This window comes from Alteromonas sp. 4NS20-0143 (assembly GCF_057542855.1).
This window is the reverse complement of sequence record NZ_BAAJLR010000001.1, coordinates 185,953-207,381: the sequence shown is the minus strand read 5'-3', so window position 1 is coordinate 207,381 and position 21,429 is coordinate 185,953. Positions and strand designations below refer to the sequence as shown.

Annotated in this window: 11 protein-coding genes; 3 read left to right on the top strand and 8 right to left on the bottom strand. The window is 45.7% G+C overall.

Annotated features, from left to right (window positions below):
• Positions 1–609 precede the first annotated feature (609 nt).
• Together zapE and AC27HD_RS00820 are read right to left on the bottom strand one after the other, a co-directional pair.
• On the bottom strand, positions 610–2,079 hold the full coding sequence (gene zapE, locus AC27HD_RS00825) for a cell division protein ZapE (protein ID WP_487103178.1): 1,470 nt from the start codon (positions 2,077–2,079) through the stop codon (positions 610–612).
• A 488-nt stretch (positions 2,080–2,567) separates the two neighbouring features.
• Complete coding sequence (locus AC27HD_RS00820; RefSeq protein ID WP_487103176.1) at positions 2,568–5,027, bottom strand: zinc-dependent metalloprotease; 2,460 nt, start codon at positions 5,025–5,027, stop codon at positions 2,568–2,570.
• 200 nt (positions 5,028–5,227) lie between these two features.
• Between AC27HD_RS00820 and AC27HD_RS00815 the strand changes: the two genes are divergently transcribed.
• Together AC27HD_RS00815 and AC27HD_RS00810 are read left to right on the top strand one after the other, a co-directional pair.
• Positions 5,228–6,445, top strand: a complete 1,218-nt coding sequence (locus AC27HD_RS00815; RefSeq protein WP_487103174.1) for an aminotransferase class I/II-fold pyridoxal phosphate-dependent enzyme — start codon at positions 5,228–5,230, stop codon at positions 6,443–6,445.
• Positions 6,446–6,580: 135 nt separating this feature from the next.
• Positions 6,581–7,756, top strand: a complete 1,176-nt coding sequence (locus AC27HD_RS00810; protein WP_487103172.1) for a saccharopine dehydrogenase family protein — start codon at positions 6,581–6,583, stop codon at positions 7,754–7,756.
• A gap of 265 nt (positions 7,757–8,021) precedes the next feature.
• Here AC27HD_RS00810 and AC27HD_RS00805 read toward each other — a convergent pair whose 3' ends face one another.
• From AC27HD_RS00805 to AC27HD_RS00795, 3 genes are all read right to left on the bottom strand, one after another.
• Positions 8,022–9,578, bottom strand: a complete 1,557-nt coding sequence (locus AC27HD_RS00805) for a BCCT family transporter (protein ID WP_487103170.1) — start codon at positions 9,576–9,578, stop codon at positions 8,022–8,024.
• 149 nt (positions 9,579–9,727) lie between these two features.
• Entirely contained in the window at positions 9,728–9,949 is a 222-nt protein-coding gene (locus AC27HD_RS00800; protein ID WP_163106688.1) for a TIGR02450 family Trp-rich protein, read from the bottom strand.
• A 51-nt stretch (positions 9,950–10,000) separates the two neighbouring features.
• Positions 10,001–10,354, bottom strand: coding sequence for a hypothetical protein (locus tag AC27HD_RS00795; RefSeq protein ID WP_487103168.1), 354 nt, complete (start codon positions 10,352–10,354; stop codon positions 10,001–10,003).
• A 222-nt stretch (positions 10,355–10,576) separates the two neighbouring features.
• On the opposite strand from AC27HD_RS00795, the gene AC27HD_RS00790 reads away from it, so the two are divergent.
• Positions 10,577–10,984, top strand: a complete 408-nt coding sequence (locus tag AC27HD_RS00790) for a hypothetical protein (protein WP_487103166.1) — start codon at positions 10,577–10,579, stop codon at positions 10,982–10,984.
• 9 nt (positions 10,985–10,993) lie between these two features.
• Here AC27HD_RS00790 and recD read toward each other — a convergent pair whose 3' ends face one another.
• From recD to recC, 3 genes are read right to left on the bottom strand one after another with little or no spacing between them, the layout of a single operon-like run.
• A complete protein-coding gene (gene recD, locus AC27HD_RS00785; protein WP_487103164.1) occupies positions 10,994–13,141 on the bottom strand; it encodes an exodeoxyribonuclease V subunit alpha in 2,148 nt (715 codons plus the stop codon).
• A 33-nt stretch (positions 13,142–13,174) separates the two neighbouring features.
• Complete coding sequence (gene recB / locus AC27HD_RS00780; RefSeq protein ID WP_487103162.1) at positions 13,175–17,380, bottom strand: exodeoxyribonuclease V subunit beta; 4,206 nt, start codon at positions 17,378–17,380, stop codon at positions 13,175–13,177.
• Positions 17,377–21,078: an exodeoxyribonuclease V subunit gamma gene (gene recC / locus AC27HD_RS00775; protein WP_487103160.1), complete on the bottom strand. Its 3,702-nt coding sequence runs from the start codon at positions 21,076–21,078 to the stop codon at positions 17,377–17,379. The genes recB and recC overlap by 4 nt, the downstream gene beginning before the upstream one ends.
• Positions 21,079–21,429 lie beyond the last annotated feature (351 nt).

The window sequence follows — 21,429 nt, the reverse complement described above, 5'->3', positions numbered from 1 at the left end:
TAATTTAACCATCCTCATGTCGTGGTAATTAAGATACGACAAAGTCGCTTGGTGTTAACATGGTAATCTGTAGTGACTGATACTCGATCTGACACCAGTGGCACTAACCGGAATTAGCGAAACAGCAAGTTGAAGGGCTGCTTAATTGTCTTCAGCAGACCACCGCCTGCGCGGTGATGACAATCTGGTAATCGCCCAAAAAATCTGACAGCTTACATTTGCTAATGTCGGCTTTAGGTCGTCAGTCGACATTTTAAAAACGACAAAAAGTCCGACGAAGCAGACATACGAACAAAGAATTATATTTCTACATTTTGCCGTTTAAACCCTTCAACTCCCTCTATCCGTCGGCTGCGTGCGCGGGCTGTGTAAAAACTATATTCAGCCCGTTATTTGAACAAAAATAGATATAAATACTTGTCTTACATTTTACATAGCATTGCGCAATCAATTGGGTTGTTGAAGTTTTTACATTACCTGAGTCAATTGAAAGCGTTCGTGGTAATAGCGATTCAGGAGAAAGAAACCTAAGTTTTAGCAAATTAGGATGATGCCCCTGTAACTGATGTAAGGCACTTTTTAGTTGGTAGGGCACCTTAACGTAAGTCGTTATTGCCGTCCCCATTCCTTTCCACCCATTTCTACCAACCGAGATGCGGCTCGTCGAAATGAAAAGGCGAGATCATTGGCGGCCGATAATTGTGCCAGTGACACGCCAATTAGACCCGTTGCCGACCACTCCACATGTTCCCCCTCTTTATTGCGGATCATGGTCGTCGCAAAGGAACTCGAGTTTCCCCCCTTCTCACTGACAAACAATTCTTCATCTCCATCTCTGCTTTCGACTTGCGCTTCAAAATCGACAAACAACTCGTCGAGCGGGACTTGTGCCGCCAGCACCAAGCGGGTGCGAGATTCATAACACGCATCAATGAGGGTCACGAATCGTCGCGCTTCATTGAGGTGATTAGCGGTAAGTTGGGGTACGCGGTCCATGATGATGACCGGAAATCGGTCGCAAAGGGAAATATAATCGGCCGCGCCGAGCGGTTGGTAGCACAACTCGGCAAAGTCAAACCATGCGCACCGGTCATTTAATCGGGCGACCTGGACGGTGCGACCGAAGTGGACCTGAATGTCTTCGGCCTCAGTTGTGGATGCAGTGCCACCAAATATTTCTCCCAACTGCGCCTGTATGTCGTTATCAGCATTATTGTCGCCATGAGCATCCTTGTTTGACCAAAAATAGGATTGACCATCCGCTCTAGTTTCGAGTCGATAATCCTTGGGGGAATCCTCCATGGAAATAATGTCGAACGTCTGTTTTAACATGTCTATGAATGGTAAAAAGAGGGATCGGTTAATGCCTCTCTCATACAGGGCATCGGGAGAGCGATTCGAGGTGGCCACCACCACGACATTACAATCCAATAAGAATAAAAAGAGTCGTTTCAAAATCATAGCATCGCCAACGTCTGTCACTTGAAATTCATCGAAACAGAGGAGTTGGGCTTCTTGTGCCAATTGTTGCGCAATGATGGGAATTGCATCATCTCGCGGGTGCTTCTCTTTGTAGACAAAGATTCGATGATGGACGTCTAGCATGAATTCATGAAAGTGGACGCGGCGTTTGGTAATTTTTGCGTGGCTGTGGCTGTCATCATTACAGCAAGAATCATCATCAGAAACATTAACCGACGCGTAAAAGAGATCCATTAAAAAGCTTTTGCCAACCCCGACCGGTCCATGAATGTAAATGCCTCGCGGTGGTGGACCAAAAGACCACAAATGGAACTTCTTTTGAAGAAAGGACTGGGCGGATGCCAGGGGTCGCGCCAGTAACAATGGACCACTGCCTGCATAACTGCTCTCTGTCGAATAGTTGGTGCGCACGGGTACTGGTGGCAGCGAGGCAAGAGACTCATGTAGGGCATCTAATTTTGCCGCCAGAGCGACTTGCGCCTCGTCGCGTCGCACCTCTCCCGCATCCACCTTAAGTTCATAAGCCGCTGAAACGGGGCCTGTCGAGAGGCACCGCCGAGCGACGCGTTGTTGCGCTATCAACGTCTTCTTCATCATCTTTATTATGGAACTTATGAGTTTATTAACATGATGAATGGTACGTTAGATCTCTGTAAAGGTATCAAGTGATTTGTAGAGAGGCTGTAGTTTCCGAGTTCAATTTGTATAATATTAGCAAAACTATCTTAATAATATAAATAGCCTTCTTATGGCCGCATGTTTGTTATTTAGACAAAACGCGAAACCACTCAAGGGCTATGAAATGCCCCCTGCCTCCCTTTACTTTTAACAAGAGATTTACTCACACACGCCGACCTTCAAGTTGACAACCTGTTTAGTAAAAGGTTTAAAATAACAAGGGGTTACCAACTGTTTACTTTCACAAAATTCAAACCATAAAACGCAAAAAGCCAACTTATCAAAGCTGGCTTTAAAGGCGTACATTATGGCGTACAGTACGGCATATGCTAAGGTGAGTGCTGTGGCATCTGCAGGCTAATTAATAGGCCAAATAAGCCTACTCCAAAGCCTTTACATCACTCTTTCTAGATTGGCGAGCCCGGTGGTAATGGCATTACGTCAAATGCGGCAGGCCATGTTCCACTGCTAAAGTAAGCGTCAAAATATCCGTTTAATATTTCGTACTTATCGTCATCAGCTTCATCCTTTAACCATTCGTTAAACTCTAACAAAGCTTCATCGGCCGCAAGTTTTACTTCAGGTGCCAGTTTGTCGTTAGTCACAGCCTCCATAATGGCGTTAAGCGCAACTAACTGAAGGCGCTTTGTGATAGCGCTGGTATCTTTATTCTTATACCAATGAACATTCAGAATTTGTTTTATCAAAAGATTCACGTCAACCTTTTTGCGTCTATCTTTAGCGCTTGTTACTTGCCACTGAAGGCGATTTAAGCGCTCTGGATGTAACAATAGCGACAATGAGAAGTTTGCCGCAGAGGCCGCAGCTGATGCAGGGTCGAGCATTAATCCCATTTTACCCTTAAATTGCTCACGAGTAATATCGTCACCGTAGGCTGTGGGGGGAATTAACGACAGCACACTTTCAGGCATGCTGAGGTAGTCGGCCGTCGACGCTTTAATCAACTGCTGCATTGCACGCTGCTGCACCGCAGGTGCCACAAATTGTTGGCCTTGTGGAGTAACATAATCGCCCTTGCGCTCGTATTCATAGTGCAAACCACCTACCTGTTTTGCTACAGCTTCAAGCTGATAGCGATGAAGTAAGAAAATGGGCACTAAGCTGTCTTCTAGTGAAGAAAGGCTGGCATTGGGCGCCAGCGTATTCATTCCAAGGTTGTTAAGCGCAACATCGCGTACCTTCGAAATGTCATCAAAGGCGTCTAATGGGTCTGAACCATTCTCCCACATATGCCCGTTTGCAGAGCCGTGTCTGGAACTTCTGGTATCTGAATCCGATTTAAAGGCAAGGCCGGCATTTCTTGCTTTAGTGATAACTTTCGCAAGAGCTTCCTTCTCTTCGTCTTCACTGGCAAATGTAGCGTAGCCATAGGTGACGGCATGCTTGTCCCAGTCACCTATTCCTTTGTCATAGGCATTTTCTAAGCTAATCACCCCGTCTTTTAATGTAATTTGAGGGTGCGGATAATCCATCACCGAAGCTCTATTGTTTTCGCTGGCCGCAAAGTTGTGCGCAATACCCAGCGTATGGCCAACTTCATGGGCAGATAGTTGCTTTATTCTGTCTAGGGCCATTTCTTGCTGCGCGCTAGTATCGGCTGTATTGCTGACACTGCCATCAGAAAACGGGCTGGTGAGGCCAAGGGCGATTAAATAGTCTTGGCGCACGCGCAATGAACCTAGCGTAACGTGACCTTTTATTATCTCCCCAGTTCTTGGGTCTACAACAGAAGAGCCGTAAGACCACCCCCGCGTTGCTCTGTGAACCCAGTTGATAACGTTGTAACGCACGTCCATAGGATCAGCGCCCTCAGGCAACACTTTCACCTGAAATGCGTCTTTAAAACCCGCAGCTTCAAACGCTTGGTTCCACCAGCTAGCGCCTTCTTTAAGCGATGACATTACTGGCTCAGGTATACCTGGGTCTAAATAATAAACAATAGGCTCTACCGCTTCGCTCATTGCAGCGTGAGGCGTCTTTTTCTCTAGCCGATGACGAGTAATAAAGCGCTGCTCTGTCGACTCAGTAATCGCCGTAGAATAATCATAATAATTAAATTTCCAGTAGCCTGAGTACGGATGATATACACGGGGTGTATAGCCCGCCTCTGGCAACGCAACAAAGGAATGATGCAAGTGCACGCTTAAGCTTTCAGCGTCAGGCGTGACTTGTTGTACATAGCCACCTGGTTTGCTTCCGCTAAACGTTACCAAGGCCTCAAGCTCAGTGTTTTTCTCAAATCCTTTCGTACGCGGTAGGTAAACACCACTGCGCATTTTGTCTACTTTATAGCTGCCTTGCTTACTGCCAGACAACCGGTTACCAATTCCATGAACATCGCTTAGTAAGTAATCGGTGTAGTCAACCAGGTTCGCGCCGTCACTTTTCGCCACAATAGCAAAGCCTGCAATGACCGAGTCGGCAAAGGCTTCATCAATACTTTGCTTTTCAGCAACAGAGCCATGGCCGGCTCTAAACTTAGTGTTGTGCTGTGTTAGCAATAGTTTATTGCCGAAACGCTCAAAGGAAATTAATCGAGTTCTACCAAGTTGGCCTCTATCCAGGCCAATATCGTTTGAACCCACACCATATGGAAGGCTACTTTGAAATAGATACTGCTCATCAGATGCTGGTACTGCCAAAAACACCTTGTCGGCAGAGTCATCATAATACATGGGGATCAGGCCGTTTTTCTTCGTCATGCCATCAGTAAACTCACTGATGCTTGGCACTGCGGCTAAGGCAAGAGAAGATGACGTGATAAATAGGGCAAACAAAACGGTGATGAAATGGCTGGTAGCGCGTAGGTACTGTGTGTACCTACCAATCAAGGTAGAACGCTGCATTCGTTAATTCCTTCTTCGTACATGCGAAACAGTAAAGTATGAATTGTTTCAGTTAGCCTACCCCAAGTGACTGTATTTGCCTATGATTGCGTCGGTAAAAAATACATCAACAGAAAATACTTGAATAGTTATCGTGAGTATTTACTAATGTGTACCCGCTTACATTGTTTTTTTATCTATCAATATTGAGGTTGGCTATTTTGAAGTTTACGTCTCGCGCTACTGGTATCTCTGAGTTCTTGGCCATGGCCTATGGTGAAAAAGCATCGGCGCTTGTTAAAAGCGGTTTTGATGTTATTCGCCTGAATCTAGGCGAGCCTGACTTTGGTGCCCCAGACGCTGTAATAACAGCGATGAAAGACTCGTTAGACTCACCTGATTACCCTTATACATCGGCACTGGGCACACCTGAACTTCGCGAGGCTATAGCTGGCTTTTACGAGCAAAAACACGATGTGAAAATTCCCTCATCACGCATTGTGGTTACCGCCGGAGCAAGTGCGGCGCTTTTGTTAGCCAGTGCTGCACTGGTAGAGCCTGGCGACAATGTGATTCTAGGCGACCCTTCTTACCCGTGTAATCGTCGCTTTTTGAACGCTTTTGGCGCGGATGTCACTCTGGTTCCCACTGCCAGTGAACATAACTTTCAGCTTACTGCTGACGATGTTGAAAAGCACTGGAAGCCCAATACGAGAGGCGTACTCATTGCAACCCCAGCGAACCCAACGGGCACAGTGATTGATGCCGCTGAACTGTTGGCTATTGGTAAAATCTGTAAACAGCATGATGGTTTTTTAATTGTCGATGAAATTTATTTAGATTTGCTGTTAGACGCTTCTGTACAAAAAGATGCTGCGGCAAGAGATGAAACTGCGCCTGCGGCAACAACCGTTCTCGCTAACACGCTTCTACACGATAATATTATTGTGATTAATAGCTTTTCCAAATACTTCGGCATGACCGGCTGGCGTTTAGGCTGGTGTGTGGTACCTGAGGAAATGACTAGCGTTGTTGAGCGTTTAGCACAAAACCTCTTTATATGCCCTTCTACCCTTTCTCAAAAAGCAGCGCTTGCTTGCTTTACCCCGCAAGCTCTTAGCCAATGTGAGAAAAATAGGCAATTACTGATTAAACGGGCCACACTGGTATTTTCTGCATTGGAAAAAATGGGGCTGCCTGTTGATGCAAAGCCTAACGGCGCTTTTTACGCGTATATCAATATTCAAAAAACCGGGCTTTCAGCCATCGAGTTTTGTGACACGTTATTGGATAAATACTATGTTGCCCTTACTCCAGGAAACGACTTTGGTGAACATAATGCCAACAATTACGTTCGTTTGTCATTTGCCACTAGTGAGAGTGATTTACTAAAAGGCTTAAAAAGACTATCTCAATTTGTGAATGAATTAGTAGGCTAACGGTTTCATGAATACACCAATATTATGCAAAAAAATAATAGCGAGCCCGCGAGATAGGTATATTTAGCTTAGCTATCACGTAATTCGCTAACACAATAAAAGCATATAAACGTAAATTAAAAACAGGATGCAAGTATGAGTATTGAACGAGATTTAGATGTGGTAATTTTCGGTGCCACCGGCTTCACAGGAAAATTAGTTGCAGAATACTTTCAATCGCAGTACGGCAACGACAGCAGCGTTAAATGGGCAATAGCAGGCCGTAACGAGCAAAAGCTTAACGATGTAAAACAAGAGCTAGGTATCAGTGACGCTGTTGAAATGATTGTTGCTGACGGCGATGACGACAGCGCGCTAGATACACTGACAAAACGAACTCATGTTGTACTGACTACCGTAGGGCCTTATCAAATTTACGGTGAAAAACTGCTTTCTGCTTGCGTTGACAACGGCACCGGGTATACCGATTTATGTGGTGAACCTGCTTGGATGCACCAGATGATCAATAAGTACAATGACAAAGCCAAAGAGACGGGTGCCAATATCGTCTTTTCGTGCGGCTTCGACTCTGTGCCTTTCGACTTAGGTGTGCACTATCTGCAACAACACGCAAAGAAACAAACCGGCGATGCCATTGAATATGTTAAAGGTCGCGTGCGTAAAATGCAGGGGACGTTTTCTGGCGGTACCGCAGCCAGCCTTAAAGCCACAATGGTAGCGGCGAAGAAAGACAAGTCGATAATGGCGGCATTGATTAATCCGTTTTCACTGGCGGATACAAACGTAGCGACAGAACAGCCAGATGGCAACAAACCCTATTTTGATGAGCAATTAGGAACATGGGTTGCCCCTTTCATTATGGCTGCCATTAATACTAAAAACGTGCATCGTGCTAATTACCTAAGTAACTATGCCTACGGCAAAGCGTTCAAATATGATGAAATGCTAATGACCGGCCCTGGTGAAAAAGGTGAAGCCATGGCAAAACATGTGGCTAATGATAAGTCGTTAGCCAGTGATGATGGCCCTAAGCCCGGCGAAGGACCAAGTAAAGAAGAGCGCGAAAATGGGTTTTATGACGTCATGTTTGTTGGCAATGCGACAAATGGCGATATGCTGGCAGTATCAGTAAAAGGTGACAAAGACCCGGGCTACGGCTCCACCAGTAAAATGATTGCAGAATCTGCGCTGTGTCTTTGCAAAGACGTAAGTTTATCTGGCGGTTTTTACACGCCTGCATCTGCGCTAGGCGATAGCTTAATTAGCAGATTAGAGGCCAATGCTGGCCTTACGTTTACCATAGAAAAATAAGCTGGAAAAAGTAAGCTTGAGAAAGTAAACCTACAAATTTGACGAACTGGTTTTATTACCTTAGCGCACACGCCGCTTTTAGAACCAGGTTTGACATTTAGGTGAATAATAACGAACCCGTGAAAAGGCACTTTCCCTTTCACGGGTTTATTTTTTGTCAATGCTGGGGGCTGTTATAACGTGGAGTCATAACGTGGAGCTATAAGGTCGAGCTATAACGGTGCTTTTATAGCGAAGAATTCATACCGGAGAATTCCTACTAGCTTCACCCATCATCTTTCGCCTTAGCTTTGCATTTTGTAATTACAATGCGCGGGGCATCCCATAAAGACGGCAATAAAATTAAGGACACGGGCACAGCACTCACCACAATAAATGCTTGCAGTTTATCTATACCGCCAGAGCCAATCATAATGAGTATGGCGGCCATAAGCCCCATTGCAATGCCCCAAAACACTCTCACAAACGTTGCAGGTTGGTCAGAGTCTGACATAGAAACTGATAACACGTACGTCATGGAGTCGCCCGTTGTGGCTACAAACGTCATGGTAAGCAATAGAAACAAGAATGAAATAATAGCGCCCATGGGCAGAGCCTGAGTAACCGCAAGCAGCGCCGCTGGTAAATTAAAGCCTTCAAACGCAGCTGAAATAGTCCCTGGGGCGTCAAGCTCTAGTGACAGCCCTGTTCCACCAACAATGGTAAACCAAAACATGGTGATAAGCGGCGCAATAATAGACAGCATAATTACAATAGCGCGAATAGAGCGGCCTTTGCTAATACGAGCTATAAAAATTGCCATCATAGGCCCGTAGCCAATAAACCATCCCCAAAAGAATACTGTCCACCAGCCTAACCAACCCGCCTCGCCAAACATACCCGCATTTCCGCGGTACAGCGCCATTTGGAAAAAGTGCGTAATGTGTGTGCCTAACGCCTCAAAGAAATGGCTAATGACAAACATTGCACTGGTGGTCACCATTAAAAACGCCAGCAAGCAGACTGCGAGGATCATATTCAATCGGCTAAGCAGCTGAATACCTTTGGTCACCCCAGTGATGGCCGAGGCAACATATACAATGGTAAGCACGCTTATAACTGCCGTTTGAGTTGTGGCATTGTCGGCTATACCAAACAACGTATTGAGCCCGTAACTTACCTGTAAACCCAGAAATCCTATAGGCCCCACCGTGCCTGCAACAACTGCAATAATACATACCGCGTCGGTGATAGTACCAATAGGGCCTTGTATAGCGCGGCGCTTAAAAATAGGGTAAAGCAACGTTCGGGGCGCTAATGGCAGGCCCTTCTCGTAATGATAATACATAAGCATTATCACCGTCAGGCTACCTAAAATAGCCCAGGCTAAAAAACCCCAGTGAAGATAAGATTGCGCAAGGGCGTACACCGTCGCCTCGCCAGTACCTGCTTCAACGTCACCAAATACCGGCGGCACACTTAAGAAATGTGCCATGGGCTCGCCAGCTGCCCAAAATACGCCACCGCCAGCGAGAAGCGTACACATGATCATTGAGCCCCATTGGAAGTTAGAGAACTCTGGTTTGTCTATATTCCCCATTACAGCTCTAGCGCCTGGCAAACATGCCATACCAAGGCTAATTAAAAATGTCGCCAATAAAAGTACTTGCCAATACAAACCAAAATACGTTACCGACCATGCGAAGCTGCTGTCTACCCAAGCAGCAAGGGCGCTCACATCAATTAAGGCCATCAAACAAAATACACTGATAAACCCAGCGGTAATGGCAAATAGCGGGATGTTTATCTTACGTTGTGGGTTTGTGTCTTTTGTTAATATCATTTTAAAAGCAAAGATTCCTTAAGAAGTGTAGAGTCATAGAAGTGATTAAATGTAAGTCGATGACTAATATAAATTGGTAAATCGAAATAACGCTAACATTATGTCTAGGTTATCATATCGAATACATTATCGGATTACCTGGTTGATTGCTATTTCCAGCCTTGGCGCCACATTGTCGTGTCTTTTAAATCTCGCCAATTTATCGGGTATTCTGTTTTTGACATCACCGATTCAAGAACACAAGAGACAACAACACCCTCTTCGTCGAATGTCACGTCAGTCACTAAAAAATGCTTTTCTTTGTTTTTAGGCGACGTGGATGTCCATTTACTGCGCAGAAGTTTTTTTGGGTTTATCTGATGTTTAGACATAAACAAGGCTCTTTAACTATCTTTTTATAATGACTAACGAGGGCGACTACACTACTCAATCGTAACCGTAATTTTGCAATCAATATACTTGAGCATTTTATTAACTGCGTAGGGAATGGAAATTTCTCTAAGCGGCTCACTTGTAGAGTTGGCTTTTACCAATAGATCGCACCCATCATAACGAATCTGCTGACGTATAACATAATCGTTAAGCTCGTCAAAAAAGCGCTCCTCTAGAGGCACAAGACCAATAAAAAAATCAGTACTGTCGTCTTTATAAAACCACGCCCCTGTTATCTCTTTTTTTAGTGTATAAGCCTGCATGATATCTAAACGCAAAAACCGAAAATAGGCTTGTGTAGTTTCAGCACGCTCATTCGTTTGGCTTTTAGTGGGTTCGCTCACAGAGTTCCTATTGATATTTTTATGATAGTTAACGTCGCGGTGAAGTCGATAATGAGTCACCGTGAAAGCTATGTTTTATTACGCTTGGTCTATTACGTTTGGTCTATTACATAGGGCCGATTAATCTGCGCTAAAGCAAGGCGTAGCGTTGATCCACATCAACGCATCTTTTCTGGTGATAAGCCACACTTCAATCATCTACACCTTTTCGTGTTAATGAGAATGCATACGTTAGAAAACACCACCGCTTTTCAAACCACCATTATCCCTATGGTGCATGGACTATACAAGCTGACATTGAAGCCAACGGCAAACCTGGCCATACAGACAAAACCTGTTTTTGGCGCAAACGTCACCTTTCATAGCGATATTATCGAGCATCCTAGCTTTGTTGCTAGCCCTCGGTGTGTTATCGGTTGGCTTGACGTTGGCGGGTTATCTTATTTGAGTATTGAAGAAGGTATACAGGGAGCTGCGGACAATAGTGCCGCACCACCCTTTTTACCGTCTCAATTTATGCATTGTGATAGTGGTATTTTAAGAGTGAATATGACCACCCGCTTTTATCCCATTGCTAAAAACGCATCAGACGCTCACGAACACGGCGCGTTTTTCTTTACGCCAGTGTGAGCTATAGAATTACATTTCATCAATGGCGGCGTCGCGAATGGCGTTTGCCAGGCCGGAATATCGCTTGTCTACTCTCGATACCATGTCACTAAAGGTAGGACTATTGGCAATTATCAAACATCCCTTTTTAGCTCGTGTAAGCCCGGTGTATACCAGGCCACGGTGAAACAACCCTGCAGCCTTTTCTGTTTCTGGCTTTGGAAGCAGCAGCACCACGTTAGAAAACTCAGAACCTTGCGACTTATGGATGGTCATTGCGTAAACGGTTTCAAACTGTGGCACGCGAGATAAGGAAATATGCCTTAGTTCATCATTCTCAGCTTCAAACCACGCCAGTAGCTTTCCACTACTGTCTGGCCAAATAATACCAACCTCACCATTGGATAGACGCTGAGGGTGATTATTTTTAACTATCATGATGGGCTGGCCTTGATAGAAGTTGCCTTCTCGCCGTGTAATTTTGTGTTTAATAGCATCAAAAACCAATAAATTTAAACGCTCAACTCCCATGTTGCCTTTGCGCACCGGCGTTAACCACCTTACTTGGTTTAGTCGACGCAGCGCATCGTGTGCACTGGTGGCATCAAAAATAGGCATAAAACTTTGCACGGCCATTTTGCGCAGTATTTTCTCGTTTACCCATTCTTCTGGCCATAAATGAACCCCATCGTTCAGTACTGGTATATCAGCCATTGATTCTGCGTTATTTGCATTATTTACCGCGTTATTTAACGCGCTCAAGGCCCCCTGCGGTTCGCCTTTTTGGATAGCGGTTGCCACTGCCGCCACTTGCCCTTTAAATCGTTGTGGTGCTCGCAGCGTGTGTACCCACGTTTTAGCATCTTCATCTACGGGTAATAAAGGTAAATGGGGGCATAGGGTAGCGATATGCTGACGCAGCGCAGTGGGCACTGCGCCAAGCATTTTGGCGTCTAAATTAACTAAGTCGTCATTCGTTTCTACCAATTGCTCTAACACGTTCCCTAGCTCTACAGCGGGCAGCTGCTCAGCATCGCCAATAAAATACAGGCGTGCATGCTCAGGTAGCGCTCTCATTATTCGCGTCATTAGGGCAAGGTCTACCATACTGGCCTCATCCACGATTAATACATCAAGGGAAAGCTGATTTTGCCTGTTGTATTTAGTTGATACCGTGTGTTCTCTTAGCCCTAACAACCGATGAATAGTGACTGCTTGTGTGGGAACGCGGTCTAACACACCGTCATCAATCTTTCCCCTCAAGCCAGCAATACTGTCGCTAATTGATTCCGTCATACGCTGCTGTGCTTTACCTGTAGGCGCCGCTAGCACTATGTTAATGCTGTCTTCGCAGGCTTGAAGAGCTAGCAACAAACGCAGCACGGTGTAGGTTTTTCCTGTTCCTGGGCCACCGTTTATTACGCTAAATTTTTGTACAATACTTTTTGCAACGGCTACCTGCTGCCAGTCTTGCTCGCTGCTAAGCGGCAGTTCTTGGCTAGGCTCTTCTGAAGCCGCACTTGATGGCGCTTTGAAAAACATGGCGGGCCACAAGGCTTTTACCTTTAAATATGCCTCATCGGATAAGGGAGTAAAGGCGGTTCTAGCAACGACACCCTGCGCTACTTCTTGTTCAAACTCATAATATCTGCGGCTGTAAAACATACCGTTGTTATAAACAAACAGCTGAGAAATGCGTTCGTCACTTAACGCTTTTTTCACCACACCGATAAGCGGTGTAAGTTCATCAAACGTGTACCCTTTCTTTTGCGTATCGGTTTGGCCGTTGTCACTTGATGGTGAGCTATGAGTGCTATTACTCACACTTGCATTTTCACTAACATCTTCACTAAACAAGGTCTTGCCTGCTACATCGCTAAGCATCACACAGCTGTGCCCATGGCGCTGCATAAACGACAACAAAACCAGAAGATGCAGCCACGTTGTATTTTCTTGCTCACTAAGCACCGAAGTGGGTGTAAATTCAGAAGCTATAAATTTATCGATGGCCTCAATACCAGATAGCTGTTCAAACAATGCATTTTTATTCATTTTCATTGCTGCTATGCCGTCTGTATCAGCACTGTCTTTTTGGTCTATTCTGTCTGTGTTTATTCTGTCTGTGTTCATTACGGTTGATTGAGCCTTATCAGTACTAGCCGTATTTTTTTCACTCATGGTTTGCGTCGCTCTTTTCAATAGACACTTTCATCAATCAAACCCAAAACTTTGCTGATGACCTGCTTCGCCGTTCTCTGGTTTTTCTTTCAGTGTTTTTTTCGGCTTTTGATCTTGCGAATGAGACGGCTTTTGCTTCGGCTTATGGTCAACAGTATGCTCCGGTGTATTTTCTGGCTTGCTTCCAGAAACGGGCTCACTGCTATTATCTGTTTGAGCCATGACCGTATCGTCGCCGTCAAATATGCTGTCTAGCGAATGCAGCACTTCTTGAGAGATAGACGTAAAGAACACCCCTTCCCCTTCTTGGTTCTCTGGGTGCATACCACGCAGATACAAGTAATATACTCCCCCAAAATGGCGTTCTGGTTGGTAATCTGCAAGCGTATTGTTTAAATACCGATGTAGCGCAAGGCAATAAATAAGATACTGCAGGTCATAAAGATGATGCTGATTATTTTCAAACAATGCACTGGGGCTGTAGCTTGCGATGTCATCGCCTAACCACGTAGACTTATAGTCGGCCACGTAGTATTTGCCTTCATGTTCAAACAATAAATCGATAAAGCCGTGCATCATTCCCGCAAGATTGGCTGTAATGAGGTGAGGCACTGTCAACGCCTGAGCGTTGTATTCAATGGCCACCTTTGCCCTGTGGGCACGTAATACCTCGCTTAGCCCCGCCCATTTACTGTCGTTCATGGGAAAATAAAATTCAGCCTCTCTCAGGGTTTGGTTAAGCGTTAAGTCGCTTAACGCAAGGCTCGTGTTAGGATAAAGCGGTGTTTGCAGTACTTCCTCTAGCCAGTCGTACAGTGAACTTACCTTGTCCTCCTCTAGCCCAAAACGACTGACCAACTCAGGCCCATGTTCATCCCACGTGGGCGCACTAAAGTCATTAAGCTCTAACAAGTCATGTAAAAGATTACCGGCGCTTGCGCCTTTAGTTAACGTAAAGCGCAAGCGGTGCGCCTCTTCAATATTCGTAGTAGTAGGTTTATCCGCTGCTTCATTAGTAAATCTGTCGCCAAAGCTAGATAGCCCCTCTATTGAGAACTCTTCGTCACGAACAGTTTGAAGTACAGGTACCCTATGCTCTTTTTGATTGGCAACCGGTATGTTTCCTTGCGTTGTCAGCCTACTTAGGGCCGAAAACGAATATAACCGCCAATCTTCACTGTGGGTGCCTGTAAATTGAAGTGCATAGAGATCTTGGCTAGTTTCATCAAGGGTGAAACTGGTGTACTTAAGGTCAAATTCATCAGCGCTGATGTGACACGTATACGCGTCAGTTTCCCTGCTCACCGTGTCGAGCACACCCTGCCAATCACAGACGCTATCGGCGCTCTCGTTACTAACTCCTAGGGCTCGCGCTAGTGCACTTTTTTCATTACCATCAAGGGGAATAACTCCCATATAACAGCGATGGGCGGCGCGAGTAACCGCTACGTAGGCCAGTCGCATATCTTCTGCGGCCCCTTCAGCGCGCACTCTTGCGATGGCTTGCTTTGTTTGCCCTAACTGCAGCTGTAACCCTTGTTTGTCTTCATCATAGTACGTCAGTATTTGCGACATCGATTTGCCGTTTTTTGCTGGATCTTTATAGCCAGTAGCAAATGGAATAAACACAATGGGATACTCTAGCCCCTTAGAGCCGTGCTGTGTCACTAAACGGATAAGCTGATTGTCACTCTCCAAACGCAGCGTCATCTCTTCATCTGACTCAGGCTGGTGTATCTGCTTGTGCAGCCAGTCGAGTAATTGCTCGGGCCTTTGATGGGTTGTGCTTGCCTTTTCAAGTACTTCAGCAAGGTGTTGGTAATTGGTTAGCGCCCGCTCTACTTCACCGCCGAATGGCGTGTAGCTTTCTTGCATTAGGTGTAGCAGCACACTCATACAGCCTTTTTGCAGCCACAATTCACGCAGCAACAGTACCCGCTCGAAGGCTGTATCCCACAGCGCATCATCTTCGTGGTACAGCAAATCAACCAGTACTTCAGGGCTATAGCCCCACAAGGGCGATGCTAAACTTGCCGCTACTTTGCTGCTGTCGCTGGCATGCCAAATGCCATTTAACAAGCGCAGAATGTCTTTGGCTTCTGGCGTGAGAAATAAATTACTGCGATCGCTTAAGTAAACGCAGGCCAAACCTTGCTGCTGCAGCACATACTTTATTGCATTGGCTTCAGTCCTGTCTTTAACCAAAATGGCGATGTCGGCTGGTGTGACAGGGGCGGCTGGTGTGACAGGGGCAACGGATTTGCTGTCATTGGTGCCTGACGAGTTTGTAGCATCAGCGCTTTGATCATTAACGCTTTGATCATTAACGCTTTCTGGCTTTGAATTATCGAAACCAGCTTCGTTTAGCAGACGATAGATTTCTTGTGCAATCCACAGCGCCATTTTACGGCGCATTGTGTTGGTATCTTGCTTATCGTCTAAGCACATACTCACGTAATTCATTGCACTGCGCTGCTCACACGGATCGCTTAACGGATGCTTCGCTGCAGCGGCCTTTTTGGTAAACTCCACCTGCGTGTAATCAATATTAAAACCGAAAACATTACCAGAATGAGCTGCCGCCAGCGGCGCACCATAAAACACGCGATTGTACGCACTGACCATCCCTTTAACAGAACGCCAGTTTGTGTTCATAACCCACCGGAAATCTGCTTGTTTACCTGCTTTTAAGTAGGTAAAAATATCCCCTCCTCTAAAGCGATAAATAGCCTGCTTAGGATCGCCTATCATCAAGAGCGCACTTGTTTTGGTGTTAGTCTCTGTGGTGCTAGTCTCTGTGGTGCTAGTCTCGGTGGTGTTAGCCTCTGTGGTGCTAGTGCTTAAAGCGTTGGTATCAGAATCGCGAGGATATACTGCGTCTAAAATAGCGTATTGTTTGGCATCGGTATCTTGGAATTCATCGATTAATGCTACGGGGAATTTTTTGCGAAGCTCTGCAGCTAGCGTATTGTCAGGTTTTGCCACCTCATCAGCCAGCATATTAATGAGGTCGTCGAAATCAATGATCCCACGCTGCTTTTTCTGTTTTATCACGCGCTCTTTTATAAAGGAGATAGCGTCATTAACTAGCGCAAAAACAGGCAGCTGAGCCAACGTGTTATCTCTTTCCTCAATCTCAACCTCTATCGCCTTGGTGAAGTCTTTTATAGGGCTTAGCAGTTCTTTAACGCCAGAGATATTGCGAGAGTAACGCCTTTTATCTAGAAACGCTTTGGCCTCGCTAGGCGCATCGGTGTACTGCCCCTGCCGCAACCACGATTTCAGTGCTTCAAGCTCGCCAGGGCGTACCTTTTTGTGGGCAGGGCTTTTAATAAGTTGTTCGTGTAATAGCGATTCATTGGCTTCTATGCCACTTAAAAAGGCCGTAAATTGAGCCTGTTGGGTATTAGGGTTACTCTCTAAATTATATTTAAATGACTCCTCTACTGCGTGTTCATCAAGCACATTAGGGGTTAACGTACTGCGGATACTTGCATTAAATTCACCTAGCAAACGCTCAGGCACATGCCACCCTTTTGATGCCAGCAGCAAGAAGTCGTCTTCGGTATAACCGTCGTGACCACCGCTTACTTTTCTTATCCAGTCTTCACTGGCCTGCAAGTATAGATCGCTGGTATCTTTACTTAAATTCAGTGACATAGCGAAGCCACTATTAAAGGCGAGTTGCCCTATTACATGCTGGCAGAACCCATGAATTGTGAAAACGGATGCCTCATCAAGCTCTAACTGCGCGGCTTTGAGTAGGCCCAAGCTTTCTTCAAGATTGCAGTGGGTCAGTAAATGATGAAAAACGGGGTCCATTCCTTTAGGATCTGGTCCTTTAGAGTCCAGGCCTTTGGCATCTGCATCTTCAAAGGCTATGTTTTCAGAAGCGCTCCCTTCATTGTCTATTGCTTGTTGCCAAACACTAGCAGCTTCACGCAGCGTCGCCGCTACACGACCTTTAATTTCCTCGGTGGCGGCCTTGGTAAATGTCATTACCAAAATCTCTTTTACCGTTAGCTTCTTTTCAAGCAGTAGGCGTAGATACAACCGCGTAATATTGTATGTTTTCCCCGTTCCTGCACTGGCCTCGATAAGATGTCTGCCGTGCAGGGGCATACTTGGCACATCGAGCAGTCGAGATGCCACAGTGCTTGAACCATCACTGCTTGAACCATCACTGCTTGAAACATCTCTGTCTTGCATTTGAGTGTCTTTAGCTAGTTCATCACTCATAGCTGTTCCTCCGCTGCACAATTCGCCACCATGGAAAACAAAATAAAGCCTTCAATATGTGGAAAGCTTTGCCATGAAATACCGTCAGGAAAAAGCCATTTCAGATACGGGTTATTTGCCATGTCTGCACTAAATTGCCCCGAGGACTGCAGCCAGTTTTTAAGTATACGTTCGGCCTCTATGCTATTGAACAGATCACCACTGCGCTCGACGATTTGTTGTGCCTTTTCTGATACGACATCAGGCGCAGTTTCGCTGCCTTTTGTATCATCCGAGGCACCATCATTAGAGCTATGATCTTCAAAGCGATATGCAAAAGCAGTAGCGCTTGATTGCTGTAACGTTGCGATAATATCGACATAGTGTTCAGGCTTAATCTCACCCACTATCGCCTTACTGTCAGAATTTCGCTTACCTGGCACTAGGTCTGAATATAAGCTGCGGTAAAGAGGCGTTGGCGCAGTGAGTATTGCCATGTATAGCTGTTCAATAAATAACAATATGTTTTCAGCAGTGGCAGCGTCGAGTGGCGCAAAGCGACGTTTCATCAACTTTGTTTCGCCTTTTTCCCAATCGCAATAATAAATATCCAACGGATAGCCATGATGAGTGCTGGTTTCACTGTCAGCGCAAAAAACGAGTTGAGACATAAAGTACGACAGTGCTCTTATGTCGTTAATTTTTCCGGCGCTTCGTAGCACTAAACTATCAGCAGCTTCAAAAGCGCTGGCGGTGAAGGTAATGTGCTTACCAACGAAACTGACATTTTTTGCCGCAGCATCATGAGGGCCCATTGCCTGGGTTAATGCTAGCGCTCCGTCTTTCCACATTTGTAGCTCTTCTTTTGCTACAGGGTTATTCGGAATATCGCCTCGCAAAGAAGCAAATTCAACCACCTGCTCCGAAGACAGCTCGTGATGCGAACTTTCCTGTTGCCCAGACGGCACTGAGAAAATAGCGTCTAGAACTTGATAGCGCACAAGCGCATTGGTTTCAAACGGCTCGCTGTTATCTAGCAAGGTGAAAGACTGAGATAGGTTCACCCCTAAGCGCTGCAGCGAAAAGTATTCCAAGGGATCTTTAAATGCCCTCGCCACCTGCATGGTTGAAAGTCGTGTTTCATCCGAACTTTTACTGTTTTCGTTAGCGCTATGCTTATCGCCAGTCTGGGCGTTCGTTTTTGTTTCTAAAGAAGCGCTTTGAACTGAATCTAATTCTTGAGCCTCAGCCTGTGGCTGTGAAGATTTGGTAGCATGGGACTGTGAAGCATTGGTTTTTTGCAATGCGTCTGCTAAGCGAAGCCAACCCGTCTCATAGCTTGGAAGCTGACCGGTAAATGCAGCCTCGCTAAAGGGATGCAGTGGTGCGTGCTTTACAAAGTGCGATGTATCAAGCTGATAGCCTGTTGCTAGCATATCGAGAAATTCTGCTAGCACCAAACTTGGCTGACGTTCACTGTTATTTTTTACATCGTTACCTTGGTAACTTAAGTACAGGCTCTCTCGGGTAGAGATGATTGCCTCTAAAAAAAGATACCTGTCTTCCAGTCTTCGTGACCTATCGCCTGTTCGTCTTTTCGGTCCCGTCATAAGATCAAGACCAAGCGGCGTTGCTTTTCTTGGAAACTCGCTATCGTTTAACCCTAAAATGCACACTTTCTTAAACGGAATGCTGCGCATAGGTAACATAGAACATACGGTTACTTGCCCCGTCATGAAGTGGTTTCCGGCATCTGGGGAGGAGAAGCGGCTTAACAATAGCTCCCGAATTTGACGTAAGCTCAACTCGTGTTCGTAGTCAGCTTCGTCGCATCGCGCATATAAATCAGCGGCAACTTTAGCGATTAAATCCCAGCTTTGTTCTTGATCTTTGGTAGACACAAAGCACGCATCACGCAGCTGCAGCAAATCTTGGGCCCAAGCTTTCGGCGAGCGCGGTGTAGTGAGCTCGTTTGCAAATCGGCCAAGTAAATCAATTACCTGTACTAGCTTGCCCAAAATAAGCGCGCTTTGTCCTTCTACGTCGGGTATGGTCAGCGCCCCATCAACAATCATTTCGCTATCTGGTGCTAGCATGCCCATTAGCAAGCGACGAATTCCCCACCACCAGCTGTAGGTGTTTTCCTTTGTCACGCCTTCTGAGACAGACGCCTTATGCTGGGCATTCAGTCCCCAGTGAATATGAGCTTGCTCAAGCCACACCATCATCTGATCGATATCAGCCTGCGCAACATTAAAGCGCTTTTGCACAGAATCGAGCTGTAAATAATCCATTATATCTGCCACGCCAAAGCGGCTATCTGGCAATTCTAGCAGCGCCATAAAAGCGGCAATCAATGGCTCGGTATCCATTGGGCTTCTGTCGGCGATTGAACATGGCAAACGGGTGGTGCCATTGGTGTACTGGTTTTTAGTGCCTACTCGGTGAAAAACGGCGTCGACGAAAGGAGCATAATTTTCAATAGCAGGGCACATCACCAGAATATCTGAAGGCGTGCGAGTGGTATCTTGTGACAGCCAATGTAATAGATGATCGTGCAGCACCTGCACCTCACGCAGCGCAGAATGAGTGCACATAATAGTGACACTGTCGTCTTGCTCTGCTTCTTGAGGGTCGTTTACTCGAATAGGGCTTGCAGGCAGGGCCTGTAATATATCGCTATGAATACGCTTTAGCAGATTGCGCTGGGCAAGTCCCCTGCCTAAACTTTTCGTTTCTTCAGGGATGGCGTCGTCAAGGTTTTCAATCTCAGGTTCATCAATCTCGGGGGCATCAATCTCGGGGGCATCAAAAGCACTAATTTCAAAGGTGTCCAACTCAGTCAGTAAGTTAAACAACTCTCTACCTTGTTTTCCCAAGTTCCCTAACAACGAATTACTCTGCTCGTTTTCCATCCACTTATTGACGCCTTCCATGCGCAGTTGTTTCGCAAGTTCACTATCGCTCTTCGCATCACCCCAATAGTTCACACTAGGGTTTAAATGAAAAATATGAATATCGATGTGCTCGGCCAGTGCATCAAAAAATGCAATGAGTTGAGGTGCCATGGTATTGATAGCAAAAACCACTATGCGAGAGGGAAGATTCGTTGGTAGCTGGCCTTCGCAAAGTGCTTCTAGGGTCATTTTATGCAGTCGAGCAGGATGCAGAGGCTGCTCTTTTGTCAGAATGCGCCAAATTTCGCTCTGCCACGATTCCATGTCATCGAACACCACCTGCTCGTTATTTTCCCAGGCAAAAAGCCAGTCTGGTCGGTAAAGTAAGTATTGCTCATACACATCAGCAAGGGCCGTAGCGAGCTGCAAACGCTGAACGCCCTGCTCTTGCTCACTGCCCGCACTTAACCAATAGCGGCGCACTTGTTCAAACGCACCGGTGGTCATCAGGGCTTCGTCTTGCAGAATATTATCTACACGCCACGTAAGTACCTCTCGTCGATAAGGAGACTGACGAGGTACCTTTTCACTGCCTAACACCACTCGGGCTGTGTTCCACATAAACCTTACAGGCAAAGGAAAATCAAGATTCATTGCAATTCCCTGCTCTCGAGCCAGCTGCATGCTTACCCAATGCTGCATACCAGGGCTTTCAACAAGGATAGTTTCAGGGGAGAATACCGAGGAGGGTTGTTGCTCAAGTAACGAGGTAAGCAGAAAACTAAGATGCTCTAATTTGTTTGATGGATATAGCGCAAGCAATCTAAAAATCCTTTATTTGACTGGCATTTAGCCTATCTTATACATACGAAGGCATGTTGACCCTTAACAGAGAATTAGTGTATCGCAATTAACTGCCGTGTTAAGTGTTTTATTTCTTATTGTGAGGGCGGCGATGAAGGGGAAAAACAGGAAAAAAGAGAAAAAAAACCCATACAGACCTCAGGACACGAAAATTCTGTATGGGTAAGGTTTACGGGCTGCGCAATTGCCGCTCAAATGCGTGTTGCCTGGCACTCATTTAAACGATGTGCTATTGCACAGCTCAGTTAACGTTATTAGCAAAGCAGATAAGATGCCAATTTTAAAAGCTCTACAAATCAATAATTTAAA